The following is a 15,899-nucleotide window of genomic DNA, read 5'->3' as shown; positions in this document are numbered from 1 at the left end:
ATCCCCCGGTCAGCGCGGAAGAAGTGGCGTGCGGGCGCTCCGCGACAGATGTGCGTGAGTGCCCGGTTCCCCCGATTTCTGGTGGCTGACGCGTTGCGCACCTTTACGGTCATACTCGGTACGACGTTGTTCGGGTGTGTGGGAAGAGGTGACGGCCGCCATGGAGGCGCAGGATTCGGGAGTACGCCGCATCGGGCTGGTCGAAGATCATGAGTCGGTGGCGATCGGTTTGGCGGCCATGCTGGCCCCGCAACCCGATCTGGAATTGGTGATCACCGCGGGCACGGTCGCGGAATTGCTCGCGGCCCGGCCGCGATTGGATCTGGTGGTGCTGGATCTGCGGCTCGCCGACGCCTCCTCCCCGGAGGCCAACGTGCGCGCGCTGCGCGAATGGGGGACCGAGGTCCTCATCTTCACCGGCGCCGACAATCCGTTCATGGTGCGCGAGGCCGCCCGCGCGGGCGTGCTCGGCGTGGTCCGCAAGTCCGAGGACGCGCCGACCGTGGTCGCGGCGGTGCGCCGCGCCGCGCAGGGCGAACAGGTGGTGACCACCGATTGGGCGGCCGCCATCGACGGCGACCCGCAGCTGTCCAATGTCGGTCTGAGCCCGCGCCAGCAGCAGGTGCTGCAGCTGTACGCCTCGGGGGAGAAGGCGTCGCGGGTGGCCCGCATGACCGGGTTGTCCGAGCAGACGGTCAACGACTATCTGGGCCGCATCCGCCAGAAGTACGCGGACGCCGGCCGTCCCGCCCCGACCAAGACCGATCTGTACAAGCGTGCCGTGGAAGACGGCTGGCTGCCCGTGCCCGAGCGGAACCCGCGCGCGTGACCGCGACGGGCACGCTGGATGCCGCGCCCGCGCCGTACACCGACACCGCTCTCACCACGCTCGTGCGGCGCATGCGGGGTGAGCTGACCTCGAACTCGCAGGACGATCCGGCCACCGCCGCCTACGACCGGATCCTGCGCAGGCTCGGCATCTCGTGCGGCATCGCCGGGGTGATCGTGGGCCTGGTGGAACTGCCCGAGATCGCCGAGCAGGGCCGCCTGGTCCCGGGGTGGTGGACGGTCACCGCGGTCGTGCTGGCCTTCGGCTGGTATCCGGTGCTGGCGGTGGCCTCGGCGGTGGCGGGCTCGCGCGCGATCCGCTTCGCCGCGGGCTGTGCCGCACTGAGTTTCCTGGGCGCGCTTCTCACCATGCCCTTCGCCTGGGAGGCGTCGAGCGTGGCCGCCACCATCGTGTGGCCCTACCGGGTGACCGCGCTCGCGGTCACCGCGGGCGTGCTGGCCTGGCGACCGCGCTGGGCGGTGGCCTACCTGTTCGCGGCCGCGTCGGGCGCGGCCCTGGCCACGATCTACACGATCGCCGGCATCACGCCCTTCGCCGCGGTCGAGAACTTTCTGCGCGTCATGGGCCTGTCCTCGCTGTTCGTCTGGTGCTGCACCGCCGCCACCGGCGCCGCGGCCCGCGTCGACCGGGAATCGGCCATCGCCTCGCGGCGCGCCGCCGCGACGGCCGCCGCGCAGGGCCGGGACCGCGAGCGCGCCCGCTTCGCCGCGCTGATCCACGACGCCGTGCTCTCCACGCTGCTGGAGGCTTCGCGCGCGGGCGCGCAATCCGATGTGCTGCAACGTCAATCCGAGCGCACCCTGGAACAGCTCGACGAATGCCGCGGCCGCGAACGCGATCCCGATCTGCTCGACGCCCGCTCGGCGCTGTTGTTCGTGCGCCAGGCCGTACTCGAGGTGAATCCGAGCGTGCGCTTCGCCACCCGCACCTGGCCCGGCTACGACGATCTGCGGATGCCGGTGCACGCGGCGAGCACGATCGCGGCGGCGCTGACCGAGGCGGTCCGCAACAGCCTGCGGCACGGCGCGGTGCCCGGTCGCGAGGTGCGGCGCACGGTGACGGCCACCGTCAGCGCGGGCAGCATCCGCATCGTATTCGCCGATGACGGTGCGGGTTTCGACCTCGCCGCCGTCTCGGCCGACCGGCTGGGCGTATCGATGAGCATCCTGGGGCGCATGCGCCAGCTCGGGGGCGGATCCGGTTTCGTGGAATCGCAGCCGGGCGAGGGCACCACCGTGACCCTGGTGTGGGGTGGCGATGGCTCCCGCTGATCACGCCCTGGACCTGGACACCCGCTACAGCCTGCGCGAACTGCTCGGCCTGCGCGGCAGCGCGGCCTGGACCTTCCTGCTCATCCTCGAGGTGACCATCGCGCTCTACATGGCGCGCAACTTCGGTCAATCTCCGCTCTGGGCGGCCATTCTGGGCATGACCCTGCTGATGAGCGCCGGTGCGCTGGTGGTGGTGATCCCCATCGATCCGCTGCCGCTGCCGATCGCGGTGTTCGTCGCGGTCTCCGGTCCGGTGGCCACCGCGCTCACCATTCTCAATCCGACCGACAATCGCGCGCAGCCCTCGGTATGGACGGCCTTCGTGGCTTCCTATGTCTTCACCGGTCTGGTGCTGCGCGGCCGGGTGCGCACCGCGTGGGCGGGGGTGGCCGCCACCGCGGGCGTGCTCGTGGTGGCGGGCATCGGCGCGCATCTGCGCCCGAGCACGGTGCTGGGCACCCTGGTCCCCATCGGAACCGTCGCGGCCATCTCGGTTTTCGTCGCGGTCATGCGGCCCATGCAGAAGACGCTGATCATCCTGCGCGAGGACGCCATGATGCGGGCCTCGGCCGAGGCCGACATGGACGCCGCCGAGGGCGAGCGCTCCCGCCAGCTCGCTCGCCTGGACCGGGTGGCGCGCCCGATTCTCGAGCGCATCGCCGAGGGCGCGGAACTCACCACCGCCGAACGCGAGGAATGCCGGCTGCTCGAGGCCGAACTCCGGGACGGCCTGCGCGCACCGCAACTGGTCACCGACGAGCTCAGCGGCGCGGCCCGCGGCGCCCGCTTCCGCGGGGTCACGGTCGTGCTGTTGGACGACGGAGGCTTCGCGGGCGTGCCCGAATGGGTGCGCAAGCGCGTGATCGACGCGGCGACAAAGGAGTTGGACGCCGCCAATAGCGGGTCGGTAACCGTTCGCGTGCTGCCGATCGGCCGCCGCGTCCTGGCGACGGTGCTCGCGCACTCGTCCGACGACGACCGCCGCACCGAGATCGACACCGACGGTCAGGTCACCGTGATGGATTGACGCTCAGGCGTCCCAGCGTCCGCCCTTGCGCATCTGATCGCGCAGTGCGCCCTGCACCGCGGAGGACAGCCACGAGTTCAGCGATTGCCCGTTGTGCGCGGCGGCCTCCTCGGCGCGGGACTTGATCTGCTCGACCAGCCGCAGGGTGACCCGGCTGATGTCGCCGGTCATCTCCTCGAATGTCGGGGGCTGTTCGTCCTCGGGGCCAGTGGTTTTGCGCACATCCACGTGCGCGTCGGAGCCGACCACCGAGACGTGCACGGTGCGGTCACCGACCGCCGTGCTCACCTCGGCGGCCAGGTCCGAGAGCGCGGACAGCAGCACCAGGCGCGCGGCGTTCTCGGTGGCGGCGGCCAGCGCGGCGGCGGTGGCCTGTGTTTTCTCGTCGCCGAGCGCGGCGGCGGAGATCAGGTTGTCGCGCAGCTGCGCGGTGTACTTCTCTAGGTCCATGACACCAGTGTGATGTCATCGCTGACATCATTCAAGGAGAGATTTGCTGTCACCCCGAACCTTCGGCTACGAATTGCCGACACCGCCGCAACGGTTCAGGTATAACGATGCAAGAGCCGTTTCGATGACCGGGTAGCCTTCTGGACTATGACGAACGGTGAATCGACGCGGATTGAGCTGCACGCGTCCGGCACGGTTGGTGTCGCGATGGTGACCCCCTTTACCGCCGAAGGCAAGCTCGATGTCGACGCCGGTGTGGCCTTGGCCGCTCGCCTCGTGGACAACGGCGTCGATTTGCTCGCGATTTCCGGAACCACCGGTGAATCGCCCACCACCACCGAGTCCGAGAAGTTCGATCTGCTGCGTGCCGTCGTCGACACGGTCGGCGATCGGGCCACCGTCATCGCCGGCGCGGGCACCTACGACACCGCGCACAGCATCGAGCTGGCGCGTAGCGCCCAGCGCGCGGGTGCCCACGGTTTGCTGGTCGTCACCCCGTACTACTCGCGTCCCAGTCAGGAAGGGTTGCTCGCGCACTTCACCGCCGTCGCCGACGCCACCGACCTGCCCGTGACCCTGTACGACATTCCGCCGAGGTCGATCGTGCCGATCGCCTCGGACACCATTCGCCGCCTGGCCGAGCACCCGCGCATCGTCGCGGTCAAGGATGCCAAGGGCGATCTGAACGCGGGCGCGGAACTCATCGCCGAGACCGGGCTGTCCTATTACTCCGGTGACGACGTGCTGAACCTGCCGTGGTTGTCGGTGGGCGCCGTCGGATTCATCAGTGTCATCGGTCATTTGGTGCCCGACCGTTTGCGGGCCCTCATCGACGCCTACACCGCCGGCGATGTCGTGCGCGCCCGTGAGATCAATGCCAGCATGCTGCCCCTGAACCGCGCCATGGCGCGGCTGGGCGGCGTGTCCATGACCAAGGGGGCGCTGCGCCTGCTTGGTATCGAGACCGGGGAGCCCCGTTTGCCACAGATCATGCCTACAACCGAGCAGCTCGACGGCCTGGCCGTCGAGCTGCGCAGCGCCGGGGTGCTTGCATGAGCAGCCCCGAAGGACGCCGCCCGCGTCGCACCGCGTCCCGCGCCGCCGGCGCACCCGCCCCGGTTCCGGCCGAGTCGAAGCCGCCGGTAGCCGAAACCCCGGCCGCGCCGCGCGAGACCAAGGCCGCCCAGGCCGAGGCCCCGGCCGCGAAGACTGAAGCTCCGGCCGCACAGGCTGCCGCGCCGGCCGAGGCCGCGGAGACCCGGAACGGCCGCTCGCGCAACGGTTCCGCCGAACGTGCGAGAGCTGCCCAGTCCAAGGCCGCCGCGTCCGCCGAGTCCGCGCCCGCCAAGGCGCGCCAGGACGATTCCGCGCCCAAGTCGCGCCCCTCGGAGCGTTCGCGCAAGCCCGGCGGCGGTGGCCGTTCGCGCCAGTCCGGTCGCGGAGAGCGCACCGATCAGCAGCCCTCGCAGCAGCAGCGCCGCTCGATGCCCGCCCCGCCGCAGGCCCCCAAGGGCGGCCTGCGCGTGTTCGCCCTCGGCGGCATCGGTGAAATCGGCCGCAACATGACCGTTTTCGAGTACGGCGGCAAGCTGCTCATCATCGACTGCGGCGTGCTGTTCCCCGAGGATCAGCAGCCGGGCGTGGACCTGATCCTGCCGGACTTCGGTCCCATCGAGAACCGCATCGACGACGTCGAGGCCGTGATCCTGACCCACGGGCACGAGGATCACATCGGCGCGGTGCCGTTCCTGCTGCGCCTGCGCCGCGACATCCCGGTGATCGGCGCGAAGTTCACCCTCGCCCTGGTGGCCGCCAAGTGCCGCGAACATCGCCTGCAGCCCAAGCTGATCGAGGTCATCGAGGGCCAGCGCACCCAGCACGGCCCGTTCGACTGCGAGTACTTCGCGGTCAACCACTCGATCCCGGACGCGCTCGCCATCGCGGTGCGCACCCCCGCGGGCATGGTGCTGCACACCGGCGACATCAAGCTGGATCAGCTGCCGCTGGACGGCCGTCTCACCGACCTCGCGGGCTTCTCGCGCCTCGGTGACGAGGGCGTCGACCTGTTCCTGGTCGACTCCACCAACGCCGAGGTCCCGGGCTTCGTCACGCCCGAGCGTGAGATCGGCCCGGTGCTGGACAACGTGATCGGCAAGGCCAAGGGCCGGGTCATCGTGGCGTCCTTCGCGTCTCACGTGCACCGCATCCAGCAGGTGGTGGACGTGGCCAAGCGCTACGACCGCCGCATCTGCTTCGTCGGCCGGTCCATGGTCCGCAACATGCAGATCGCGGTGGACCTGGGCTACCTCGACATTCCGGACGGGCTGGTCGTCGACATCGATCAGGCCGCCAATCTGCCCGTGCACAAGCTGGTGCTGATCTCGACCGGCTCGCAGGGCGAACCGCTGTCCGCGCTCTCGCGCATGGCCCGCGGCGATCACCGCCAGATCAACATCCGCGCCGACGATCTCGTGGTGCTGGCGTCCTCGCTCATCCCCGGCAACGAGAACGCCGTCTTCGCGGTGGTCAACGGCCTGGCCCGCGTGGGCGCGACCGTGGTCACCCAGCAGAACGCGAAAGTCCATGTCTCCGGGCATGCTTCGGCGGGTGAGCTGCTGTACCTGTACAACGCGGTGCGGCCCACCAACGCCATGCCGGTGCACGGCGAATGGCGGCACCTGCGCGCCAACGCCGCGCTCGCGGTGGCCACCGGCGTGCCGGAGGAGCGGGTCGTGCTGGCCGAGAACGGCGTCGTGGTCGATCTCGTCGACGGCATCGCCTCGATCACCGGCCGGGTCCCGGTCGGCCAGGTCTACGTGGACGGCCTCTCGGTCGGCGACGTCGGCGAATCCACCCTCTCGGACCGTCTGGTTCTGGGGGAGGGCGGCTTCATCTCGATCACCGTCGCCATCGACGCCACCACCGGCAAGGCGGTCAGCTCGCCGGGCGTCAGCGGTCGCGGTTTCTCCGACGATCCCGACGCCCTGGCCGATACCCACGAATTGGTCGAGGCGGAGTTGCGCCGCCTGGCCAACGAGGGCGTGACCGACACCCACCGCATCGCCCAGAGCGTGCGCCGCGTGGTCGGCCGCTGGGTCGCGGAGAAGTACCGCCGCCGCCCGATGATCGTCCCCACGGTCATCGGCGTCTAGCTCGACCGCCCGAAAGGGCAAGCGCCACAACCCGGAAGCGCCCGGCAGCACCCGCTGCCGGGCGCTTCCGCGTAGTGCCCGCGGTGCGATGCGCCGAGCGGATGATCCCGGGATACCTAGATTGAAATATGCGCATTCAAGAATGTTGCGCGGGCGTGGCCGCCTGCCGCCGATTCGAATGATCAAGCGGTATGAACAAATTCGCCGCTACGCCCGGGGGCCTCGAGTCGGCCCCGCCGGTGTATACACGGCGCTCCCCGTTCGGGCGAGGGCATCCGGGTCCAGGCCGTCGAGGTCTTTGGCGGCGTGGATGAGTGAGTCCGGCACGCTGCGGCCCAGGCCGGTAGTGGTATCGCCGATCAGGCGACGTCGTCACTCTCGGCCGGACGGGTGTGGGTTGCCTTACGAGCGGTCGGCGAACCCGGGTTGCCCTGCGCCCCGGCAGCGGGGCTGCCGGGGCGGGTGTCAGCGAACGCTCACTCGTCCTGGCAGGCGGCGGAATTCAGGTTCGCGGCCCGCACCACGCGGCACGCGAACTGGTGGTCGACCTTCCACTGGTTGTCCTCGGCGACGAATTCGACGGTGGCATTGTCGACGGGTGCTCCGCCGATGGTGACCTTGGCGTCGGCCTTGATCTTGCCGTCGACGGGCTCGGGCACGCTGATGACCTCGACCTTGACGTCGTTCTTCTTGGCGGCGTCGACGAGCTTGGCGACCAGTTCGGGATCCTGGCCGGCGTCCTCGATCCAGGAGACCTTGGTCTTGGCGTCGATGGTCGGGTCGAACGCCTTGGTGATCTTGTCGTTCAGCTCGGCCACGGTGGGCTTGGCCAGATTCGGGATCTCCGGGGTGGACGGCGCGGCGCCGGTCTCCTGGGCATCGCCGGCACTGCCCTCGAACTTGCCGCCGGCCGCGGAGGTGGTGGTGCTCGGGCCGTCGGAGGTGCTCTCACTGGTGCTGCAGGCCACCAGGCCGAAGGCCGAGGCAGCCAGCGCCACGGCGGCGGTGGCGCGGAAAATGGTGTGCTTCAACGAATTTCTCCCCTGATGTAATTCGGAATTAGAGCGAGTAGCCGCTGGTGCAGTTCCAGTGGATGACCGAGGCGCCGGCGCCGTTGCGGTTCAGCGCCTGCGTGCGGGCGGCGGCCCGCGAGGAGTTCGCGCCGTAGGTGTACATCCGGGTGCGCGAGGAATACGCCACCGCGCCACAGCCGTTGGAGAACCACGCGACCACGCGGCAGTCGTTGTAGCTGCACTCGCTCATCGCGCCGTCCTGCGCGGCATTGGTGTTGCCGTAGTCGGCGGAGTAGCCGATGCGCCCGGTCGAGGGCGAGAGCGCGATGGCGCCGTAGTTCTGTGCGTATTGCGCGGTGGCGGGAGCCGTCGTACCGGCGAGCAGCGAGCCGATGGTCGCAACCATCACGGCCGCGCCGCTGACGATCTTCTTCAAGATGTTGCCCTTCGTAAGCTACGGTCCATGACCCTGATGGACCGAGTGATCAAGCTACCGACCCGAATTGGATGACGCCAACCCGGAACCGGGTGCGCGGCGGCGGTTTAGCGGTAGCCGTTCATTTGCCGCTGATGGATCCGATGCCATTCATGATCGGCGGCCGGGCTTATGGCGAACCGGGTGATTCGCTTAAGAAGGCTGCGGGGTGATGCCTCCCGGCTACCGCACGATGCGAGGGATGGTTTGTCCGGTTAGGGTTCGGGTATGAGCATGGCCCAGCGGGAACGTCGAGCAATGGTGCAGACGATGGCCGAAGTTGGCCCGGATGCCCCCACCCTGTGCGGGGAATGGACGGTGCGTGATCTGGCCGCCCATCTGATCGTGCGCGAGCGCCGCCCGGACGCCGCGCCCGGCATCCTGCTGAAGCCCTTCGCTCCGCATCTGGAGAGCGTGCAGCGCAAGGTCGCGCAGCGGCCCTTCCCGCAATTGCTCGAGCAGGTGCGCACCGGCCCGCCGCTGCTGCTGCGCCCCTTCGACTCCCTGATGAATCTCACCGAGATGTACGTGCACCACGAGGACGTGCGCCGGGCGAGCCCGGACTGGGTCCCGCGCGAGCTGTCCGCCGCGGACGAGACCGCGCTGTGGAACGTGCTGACCAAGCTGTCGCGCATGGCGTATCGCAAGTCCCCGGTCACCATCGCCTTGACGACCCCGGAGGGTGCGCGCGTGGTGGCGCACAAGGCGGGGGAGCGCACGGTGGTCCTGGCGGGCAAGCCGTCGGAGTTGCTGTTCCACGCGTTCGGCCGCAACGCGGTGCGCCTGGAGGCCACCGGTGATCCCGCGGACGTGGAAGCGGTGTACGCGCTGGACCGCAGCGTCTGATCCGTTCGCTGCCCGGGCGTGTTTTCCCACCGGTTCGGCCACACCTGTGTTCCACTCGATAGCGGCCGCGACCACCTGATCACCGGTGGACGAGGTGAGCGCCACATGGCCTGATATGCGTGGGTCGTGTGTTGCGGATGGTTTGTATGGTGCGGTTGCGGCTAGCCTGGACGCATGGCAGGGAAGGCCCGCGGTACCGCAAACCCACGTTCGCGAGCGGGATCGGCGCGGGGCCAGACGCCTGCGCGGTCCAAGGCCCGCGCTCCCCGTACGCCCGCGCGCGGTGCGCAACCGGCGGCCGGGCGAGCCCCGCGCCCGGCACGCCGCCCGGCTCCGGCGCGGCGTCCCGCGGTTCGAAGGTCCTCTGACACCGCGCCGCTGGCGGTGGTGCGCCGGGGAGTCACCACCGGCTGGAACATGCTCGCGCGCGGACTCGGCGCGGCCACCCGGGCGGTCAGCAAGGCCGGCGACATCGAGCACGGGCACCGGCGGGACGGGATCGCGCTGGGCCTGTTCGCCGTCGCGTTCGTGGTGGTGGCCGCGGTCTGGTTGTCCGCGGGCGGCCCGATCGGGAACTGGGTCGAGGCGGTGACCCGCTGGGTCGTCGGATCCGTCGCGGCCGCACTGCCTTTCGTTCTGGTCGGCATCGCGGTGATCCTCATGCGCACCGAGGCGAATCCGGAGATCCGCCCGCGCCTGGTGCTGGGCAGTCTGCTGACCGGGCTGCCGGTCCTGGGCCTGTGGCATCTGGCCGCAGGCGCGCCGACGGACTATCACGGTCGTGCGCATGCGGCCGGGTTCGCCGGTTTCGTCATGGGCGGTCCGCTGCGCGACGGTCTCAGCGCTTTCCTGGCGGTGCCCCTGCTGCTGCTGGCCGCGGGTTTCGGGCTGCTGCTGCTCACCGGCACGACCGTGCGAGAGGTTCCGGACGCGCTGCGCGAGATCTTCGGGACGGGCAGCGGCGGTGACGAATACGAGCGTTACTCCGACGAGCCCGGGCTCTACGATCCGGCCAACTACGACGCGGACGGCTTCCCGCTGCACCAGGGCACGCGCCGCCGGCGCGGGCGCAACCCCTCGGACAATTACCCGCCGGACGAGTTCGGCGGCTCGGATTCGGTCACCGAGATCATCGGCGAACCGCCGCTGCAGGCCGCCAAGAACGCGGTGGCGCCCGTGCCCGCGGCCGCCGAGGAGAAGCCGAAGGCCAAGGCGCGCAAGGCTCCGCCCAAGGTCGTCGATCAGACCCCGCCCCCGCCGCAGCAGCTCGAGTTCGTCACCGACCGCGAGGTGGACGGCGACTACCAGCTGCCGCCGCTGTCCCTGCTGACCGATGGCGAGCCGCCCAAACAGCGCAGTGCGGCCAACGAATCGATGATCGAGGCGATCACCGAGGTCCTGGTCCAGTTCAAGATCGACGCCGCGGTCACCGGTTTCGTGCGCGGCCCGACGGTCACCCGCTACGAGGTCGAGCTCGGCCCGGGCGTGAAGGTCGAGAAGATCACCGCGCTGGCCCGGAACATCGCCTACGCGGTCGCCACCGAGAACGTGCGCCTGCTCGCGCCCATCCCCGGCAAGTCCGCGGTGGGCATCGAGGTTCCGAACTCCGATCGCGAACTGGTGCGCCTGGCCGACGTTCTGAAGGCGTCCTCCACGCGCGGGGATCATCATCCGCTGGTGATCGGCCTGGGCAAGAACATCGAGGGCGAGTTCGTGGCGGCCAATCTCGCGAAGATGCCGCATCTGCTGGTCGCGGGTTCGACCGGTTCGGGTAAGTCCAGCTTCGTCAATTCCATGCTGGTCTCGCTGCTGCACCGGGCCACGCCCGACGAGGTGCGCATGATCCTGATCGACCCGAAAATGGTGGAACTGACCCCGTACGAGGGCATTCCGCATCTCATCACCCCCATCATCACCCAGCCCAAGAAGGCCGCGGCGGCCCTGGCCTGGCTGGTGGAGGAGATGGAACAGCGCTATATGGATATGCAGGCCAACAAGGTTCGCCATATCGACGACTTCAATCGCAAGGTCAAGTCCGGGCAGATCACCGCGCCGCTGGGCAGCGAGCGCGTGTACCGCCCCTACCCGTACATCCTGGCGATCGTCGACGAGCTCGCCGACCTGATGATGACCGCGCCGCGCGATGTGGAGGACGCGATCGTCCGCATCACCCAGAAGGCCCGCGCCGCCGGTATTCACCTGGTGCTGGCGACCCAGCGTCCGTCGGTGGACGTGGTCACCGGCCTGATCAAGACCAATGTGCCCTCGCGGCTGGCGTTCGCGACCTCCTCGCTCACCGACTCGCGGGTCATCCTCGATCAGCCCGGCGCGGAGAAGCTCATCGGCATGGGCGACGGCCTGTTCCTGCCGATGGGTGCGAGCAAGCCGACTCGCCTGCAGGGCGCCTTCATCTCCGACGAGGAGATCACGGCCGTCGTCGATTTCGCCAAGACGCAGGCCGAACCCGAGTACCAGGACGGCGTCACCGCCGCCAAGGCCGGGGAGAAGAAGGATGTGGACGCCGATATCGGCGACGATCTCGAATTGCTGGTCCAGGCCATCGAATTGGTCGTGACCTCGCAGTTCGGCTCGACCTCGATGCTCCAGCGCAAACTGCGCGTCGGGTTCGCCAAGGCCGGCCGCCTCATGGACCTGATGGAGACCCGCAACGTGGTCGGCCCGAGCGAGGGCTCCAAGGCCCGCGATGTGCTGGTCAAGCCCGACGAGCTCGACGGTCTGCTGTGGAGCATTCGCGGCGGAGGCGACGACGGGGGACCGGATTCCGGGGACGACGCCGACGACTGACCGGTGGCGCGGTGGCGCGTGTCGCCTGGCCTAGGGCTCGTACCGCATCGCCCATGTCCGGGGGCGACCGCCGGGTGGGTCGAGGACCCCGGTGGTCTCGAAGCCGAACTTCTCGTAGAACGCGACGTTGTCGCCGTTGCTCGTTTCCAGATGGGCGGGCAGCCGGTCGGCGTGGCAGCGTTCCAGGCCCCATTCCAGCAGTTCCCTGCCGTAGTGGAGCCCGCGCATGTCCGCGCGGGTGCCCAGGGAGGTGAGGTGCCAATGGTGTTCGGGCGCGTGCAGGGCCGCGACCGCGTGCGCCTGTTCGGTGGCCATGCGCGCGCGTCGCCCGAACATCCGCCATCCCTGTACGCGCTGTTCGAACGACGGACCGACCCGCCACGGGTACTGCGTGCTCTGCCACAGCGCGGCGCCGGTCATCACCCCGGCCGTGTCGGTCGCGATGTCGATTCCGTCGTTGCGGCGGTAGGCGTCCCACGCCGAGGACGCGATCAACCGTTCCACCTGTGCCTGGCGCCGGCTCGCTACGGGGAACCACCATCGGCTCAGCGGGTCGTCTTCGAGCGCTCGGGCCAGCAGCCGGGCGACGATCGGAATGTCCCCGGGTGTTCCCGGCCGCACGATCCGGTGGGAGGGCTGTCTTTCTGCGCGCACTTACGGATGTTAACGACATTTCGGGCCGTTTCACCAGCAATTTCGCGCGGGCGGGGCGGTTGCCGCGGGAGCGGATGTGCCGCCGCGGCAAGGAGTCGGCGGCCGCCGCCCGAAGGCCGCAGCCGCCACTGGGGTGCTCGGGTCGCCGTTAACCCAGGCTCTTGATGAACGCGGCCAGTTGCTGCCCGCTGTGGTCGGGTTGGCCGTCGTTCTGCACGGCCGCCGCGCCGATGGTGTCGACGTGGTTGTAGCCGGCCAGGGTCACCACCTGAGCCAGAGCCGGGGCGGGGAACAGCGTTCCCACGGCGGGCGGGACGGGGCTGTCACCGGCGAAGGCGACGAAGTTCGGCTTGGTGCGCGAGAGCGCACGCCCGGTCAGGGCCGCCATCTCGCCGGTGCGCGAGCCGCCGAATCCGGCGCCGATGTCGATCACCAGGCGCAGCGGGAAATAGGTCTCCCAGTAGGCGCCGGGCGATCCGGTGCCGAGCTGGCGGGAGACCTCGACGATGTCGGCGACCTCGTGATTCGGTGCGGTGTAGGGGATTCCGCGCACATCGTTGTAGTTGCGCCAGGTGTAGAGCGCGGCGCGGTCGGTGGGGAACACACGCTGCTGCGTGCCGGCGCTCATGCGCAGGAACGATCCGATCAGCGGAATCTGGGTGACCTCGCCCGGGGTCGGGAAGGACTTGAGCTCGACGGGTCCGCCGTCCAGGGCTCCCAAACCCTGCTGGGTCAGCACGAAGTTGGCCGAGTTGTTGTCGATCAGCATGCCCAGCAGCGCGGTGTTGGTGAACCGGAACTCGCGGATGGCGGCCGATCCGTCCGCGCCGTTGGCGGCGAAGCCCGCCCAGGTCGGGGAGGTCAGGAAGTTCAGGGTCAGTTCGATTTCGGGATCGCGCGGCAGGTGCGCGAGCAGTTGGCTCTCCCCGTCCGGGTCCAGGTGCGCGGCCAGCCCGGCCAGGCGGTACAGCAGGAAGGTCCGCGCGCCCAGCACCGGAATGGATCCGAAGGTGCGCGGTAGCATCCCGGCCCTGAAGCCGGTCTGCAGCACCCCGTCCAAGGGGGTGATCAGCGCGTCGGTGAGGTCGCGCAGGATCGGGGTGTTCTGCAGCGCGACGGGATCGGAGGAGACCATCGAATCCTGCGCGGCGAACGCGGCGCACTGGTCGGCGCCGTGCCCGGCGGCCCCGAAGTTCCAGTCGGCGAAGAACCCGGTCACCAGCCCGCCGAGCGAGATGCCGGTGCACACGAACTTCCGCTGCCGCTCTTCGCGTGTCGGCAGTTCGTGCCGCATGACCTCGAATTGATCCCACAGCACGCGCTCCATTCCCATGGAATCGAGCACCGCGAGTTGATCATTGGTTTTGAACCCGGGGAATCGCCGCCCCTCGAGTTCCTTGCCGTTGAAATAGAAGTCGACCGCGTCGAGGTAGTTTCCACTGCGCAGCGCGGCATCGAATCCGAAGGTCTCGTCCAGGCAGGTGCTGCGCCGTGCGAGCGCCCAGAACTCGATGTGCTGCCCCATCGATCGCGCCGACCGCACCGTATTGGCCGCCACCCCATCGGAATTGACCGCCCCGCCGCCGAGTCCCTGTTCCTGGATCACGATCCGGTCGGCTCCCGAGGAGTCCGCGGCCCCCTCGGCGGTCCGGTACCGCAGATATCCGACCCGGTCACACTCGGCCGGATGCGCCGGAGCGCCCGCCGGTAGCGGCAGCAGGTAACTCACGGACGAGACCACGATCCCGTCCCGCTCCGACAGCACCCGTTCCTGCCGGTCCACCGCCGCGCTCACGGCCTCGGGCTCCGCCCCGGCCGTCCCGGGCGTGATCGACAATCCCGCACACACGCCCAGTGCCACCGCGAGCGCGAAGTTGCTGCGGCGCGCCGAATTCCGCCCCCTGTGAACACGGGTACGCCATTGCACCCGAGTGCTTCTCGTCATAACTTGGGATGTTTTCACTATCCGAAATCACTGTCACTCGGCAGTTGAACGGAATTGTCGCCGCGCCTTTGTGCACTGTGATCGCGAAGGAATGGCCGATCGTGCCCGGCGCGGCGGGCCTTGATACGGTCGGGGCCGGTTCGCCGGGGACGAGTGGGGGTTGACGGGCAATGGACGAACGGATTGTGCGGGGCGATGCGGGTACCGCGAACGCGGTCCCTGCCGGCCGGGCCGAACCAGTGGTGTCGATGACCAAAGCGCCTGCGGCGCAGTACTATCCGGCCCCTGTGCCCGGACCGGCGAACTTCCCGGCGCCGGCGCCCGGCCGGCCGGGGTCGAACCGGCCCCGGATCTTCGCCGCGGTCGGTGCCGCCGTGGTGGTTCTGCTCGTTCTCGTCGGCGTCGTGACCCTCGCCGGAAAGGAATCCGGCGGCCCCGAAAGTCCTTCCTACGCGGCGATTTCGGTCGGCAGATCGACGGAGTTCGCGGATCCCGCGGTGGATTCCGGCACCGGATCGATCTACGTGTCCAATCAGGACAAGACCGTGTCGGTCATCGACGGCAGGACGAACCGGGTGACGGCCACCATCGCGCTCGCCGAGAGCGTGACCCAGCTTGCCGTCGACCCCGCACTGAGCCGCCTGTACGCCGTGTACCCCGGCGATCAGCGCGACAATCGGCCGGGCGGCGTCATCATCGTGGACACCGCGACGAACACGTCCGTCGCGACCGTGCAGACCGGCAAACAGGCACTGTCCATCGCTGTCGATCCGGTCACCCATCTGGTGTACGTCACCAATCTTCAGAGCTTCGAGTCGGTGCATCAGGCGCCCGCCGACATGGCCAACCGCCACTCCGCTCTCACGGTGATCGACCCGCGAACCGCGTCGGTTCTGGAGTCGATCTCCGTCGGTAGCGCGGCCTTTCACACCGAAATCGACGAGACCGCGCGCACGGCCTACGTCATCACCAAGTACCAGAATCCCGATCGGATGAATCCGGAGACGGGCATTCTGGTCGTGGATCTGGACTCCCGCCGGACGATCGATTTCATCGCGCTGCCCGCCGCCGGCAACGGCAACGATCTCGTGCTGGATCCCGTCTCGCGCACCGCGTACGCGAAGTACGACGACCTGATCTATGCCGTGGACCTGGCCCGCCGGACGGTGCTCGCCACCATCGACACCGACGGCCACGGCCTGCTGACCGCAGACCGCGCCACCCACACCGCGTACGTGACCCAGGCGGAATACCTCGACGGCGAGATCCTCGTCATCGACACCCTGAACGGGCAGTCGAAAGATTCGATCCCCGCGGGCGATTCACCGTTGTTCGGATTCGCGGCGGATCCGGTGACTCACACCCTGTACCTGCGCACCGCGGGTGAGCTGGTGGTCGTCCCGCGCTGAAC

Annotated in this window: 13 protein-coding genes; 8 read left to right on the top strand and 5 right to left on the bottom strand. The window is 69.2% G+C overall.

Annotated features, from left to right (window positions below; translation table 11 throughout):
• Nucleotides 1-160 precede the first annotated feature (160 nt).
• Genes ACFVBH_RS08465 through ACFVBH_RS08455 form a run of 3 tightly spaced genes read left to right on the top strand, consistent with a single transcriptional unit; the run spans nucleotide 161 to nucleotide 3,148 of the window.
• The gene (locus ACFVBH_RS08465; protein ID WP_354991790.1) at nucleotides 161-829 is read left to right on the top strand and encodes a response regulator transcription factor; all 669 of its coding nucleotides are present in this window, start codon (nucleotides 161-163) and stop codon (nucleotides 827-829) included.
• Nucleotides 826-2,121: an ATP-binding protein gene (locus ACFVBH_RS08460; protein ID WP_354991791.1), complete on the top strand. Its 1,296-nt coding sequence runs from the start codon at nucleotides 826-828 to the stop codon at nucleotides 2,119-2,121. Before ACFVBH_RS08465 ends, ACFVBH_RS08460 begins: the two co-directional genes overlap by 4 nt.
• Nucleotides 2,108-3,148 (top strand): hypothetical protein, encoded by a 1,041-nt coding sequence (locus ACFVBH_RS08455; protein WP_354991792.1) that lies wholly within the window; start codon nucleotides 2,108-2,110, stop codon nucleotides 3,146-3,148. Before ACFVBH_RS08460 ends, ACFVBH_RS08455 begins: the two co-directional genes overlap by 14 nt.
• 3 nt (nucleotides 3,149-3,151) lie before the next feature.
• On the opposite strand, the gene ACFVBH_RS08450 is transcribed toward ACFVBH_RS08455, so the two are convergent.
• Nucleotides 3,152-3,598: a hypothetical protein gene (locus ACFVBH_RS08450; protein ID WP_354991793.1), complete on the bottom strand. Its 447-nt coding sequence runs from the start codon at nucleotides 3,596-3,598 to the stop codon at nucleotides 3,152-3,154.
• 147 nt (nucleotides 3,599-3,745) lie between these two features.
• On the opposite strand from ACFVBH_RS08450, the gene dapA reads away from it, so the two are divergent.
• Together dapA and ACFVBH_RS08440 are read left to right on the top strand one after the other, a co-directional pair.
• On the top strand, nucleotides 3,746-4,654 hold the full coding sequence (gene dapA, locus ACFVBH_RS08445; RefSeq protein ID WP_379000894.1) for a 4-hydroxy-tetrahydrodipicolinate synthase: 909 nt from the start codon (nucleotides 3,746-3,748) through the stop codon (nucleotides 4,652-4,654).
• Entirely contained in the window at nucleotides 4,651-6,750 is a 2,100-nt protein-coding gene (locus ACFVBH_RS08440; protein WP_379000893.1) for a ribonuclease J, read from the top strand. The genes dapA and ACFVBH_RS08440 overlap by 4 nt, the downstream gene beginning before the upstream one ends.
• Nucleotides 6,751-7,226: 476 nt before the next feature.
• On the opposite strand, the gene ACFVBH_RS08435 is transcribed toward ACFVBH_RS08440, so the two are convergent.
• Together ACFVBH_RS08435 and ACFVBH_RS08430 are read right to left on the bottom strand one after the other, a co-directional pair.
• Entirely contained in the window at nucleotides 7,227-7,781 is a 555-nt protein-coding gene (locus ACFVBH_RS08435) for a hypothetical protein (protein ID WP_354991088.1), read from the bottom strand.
• Between the two features lie 28 nt (nucleotides 7,782-7,809).
• On the bottom strand, nucleotides 7,810-8,199 hold the full coding sequence (locus tag ACFVBH_RS08430) for a DUF4189 domain-containing protein (protein ID WP_354991089.1): 390 nt from the start codon (nucleotides 8,197-8,199) through the stop codon (nucleotides 7,810-7,812).
• Between the two features lie 267 nt (nucleotides 8,200-8,466).
• On the opposite strand from ACFVBH_RS08430, the gene ACFVBH_RS08425 reads away from it, so the two are divergent.
• Complete coding sequence (locus ACFVBH_RS08425) at nucleotides 8,467-9,084, top strand: TIGR03085 family metal-binding protein (RefSeq protein WP_354991090.1); 618 nt, start codon at nucleotides 8,467-8,469, stop codon at nucleotides 9,082-9,084.
• A 174-nt stretch (nucleotides 9,085-9,258) separates the two neighbouring features.
• Nucleotides 9,259-11,889 carry a DNA translocase FtsK gene (locus ACFVBH_RS08420; RefSeq protein WP_379000892.1) on the top strand — a complete coding sequence of 877 codons (2,631 nt, stop codon included), beginning with the start codon at nucleotides 9,259-9,261 and terminating at the stop codon, nucleotides 11,887-11,889.
• Between the two features lie 30 nt (nucleotides 11,890-11,919).
• Here ACFVBH_RS08420 and ACFVBH_RS08415 read toward each other — a convergent pair whose 3' ends face one another.
• Together ACFVBH_RS08415 and ACFVBH_RS08410 are read right to left on the bottom strand one after the other, a co-directional pair.
• Complete coding sequence (locus ACFVBH_RS08415; RefSeq protein WP_379000891.1) at nucleotides 11,920-12,543, bottom strand: GNAT family N-acetyltransferase; 624 nt, start codon at nucleotides 12,541-12,543, stop codon at nucleotides 11,920-11,922.
• 148 nt (nucleotides 12,544-12,691) lie between these two features.
• The gene (locus ACFVBH_RS08410) at nucleotides 12,692-14,488 is read right to left on the bottom strand and encodes a hypothetical protein (protein WP_379000890.1); all 1,797 of its coding nucleotides are present in this window, start codon (nucleotides 14,486-14,488) and stop codon (nucleotides 12,692-12,694) included.
• 248 nt (nucleotides 14,489-14,736) lie between these two features.
• Here ACFVBH_RS08410 and ACFVBH_RS08405 point away from each other — a divergent pair, with 248 nt between their 5' ends.
• A complete protein-coding gene (locus ACFVBH_RS08405; protein ID WP_379000889.1) occupies nucleotides 14,737-15,897 on the top strand; it encodes a YncE family protein in 1,161 nt (386 codons plus the stop codon).
• Nucleotides 15,898-15,899 lie beyond the last annotated feature (2 nt).

This window comes from Nocardia sp. NPDC057668, from assembly GCF_042799795.1.
GTDB lineage: Bacteria > Actinomycetota > Actinomycetes > Mycobacteriales > Mycobacteriaceae > Nocardia.
The sequence above is the reverse complement of the archived record's forward strand: the minus strand, read 5'-3'. Positions and strand labels throughout refer to the sequence as shown.

Coding starts and splice junctions, on each gene's coding strand:
- ACFVBH_RS08465 (WP_354991790.1), top strand. CDS start 161: ATGGAGGCGCAGGATTCGGGAGTACGCCGCATCGGGCTGGTCGAAGAT.
- ACFVBH_RS08455 (WP_354991792.1), top strand. CDS start 2,108: ATGGCTCCCGCTGATCACGCCCTGGACCTGGACACCCGCTACAGCCTG.
- ACFVBH_RS08450 (WP_354991793.1), bottom strand. CDS start 3,598: ATGGACCTAGAGAAGTACACCGCGCAGCTGCGCGACAACCTGATCTCC.
- dapA (WP_379000894.1), top strand. CDS start 3,746: ATGACGAACGGTGAATCGACGCGGATTGAGCTGCACGCGTCCGGCACG.
- ACFVBH_RS08440 (WP_379000893.1), top strand. CDS start 4,651: ATGAGCAGCCCCGAAGGACGCCGCCCGCGTCGCACCGCGTCCCGCGCC.
- ACFVBH_RS08425 (WP_354991090.1), top strand. CDS start 8,467: ATGAGCATGGCCCAGCGGGAACGTCGAGCAATGGTGCAGACGATGGCC.
- ACFVBH_RS08420 (WP_379000892.1), top strand. CDS start 9,259: ATGGCAGGGAAGGCCCGCGGTACCGCAAACCCACGTTCGCGAGCGGGA.
- ACFVBH_RS08410 (WP_379000890.1), bottom strand. CDS start 14,488: ATGACGAGAAGCACTCGGGTGCAATGGCGTACCCGTGTTCACAGGGGG.
- ACFVBH_RS08405 (WP_379000889.1), top strand. CDS start 14,737: ATGACCAAAGCGCCTGCGGCGCAGTACTATCCGGCCCCTGTGCCCGGA.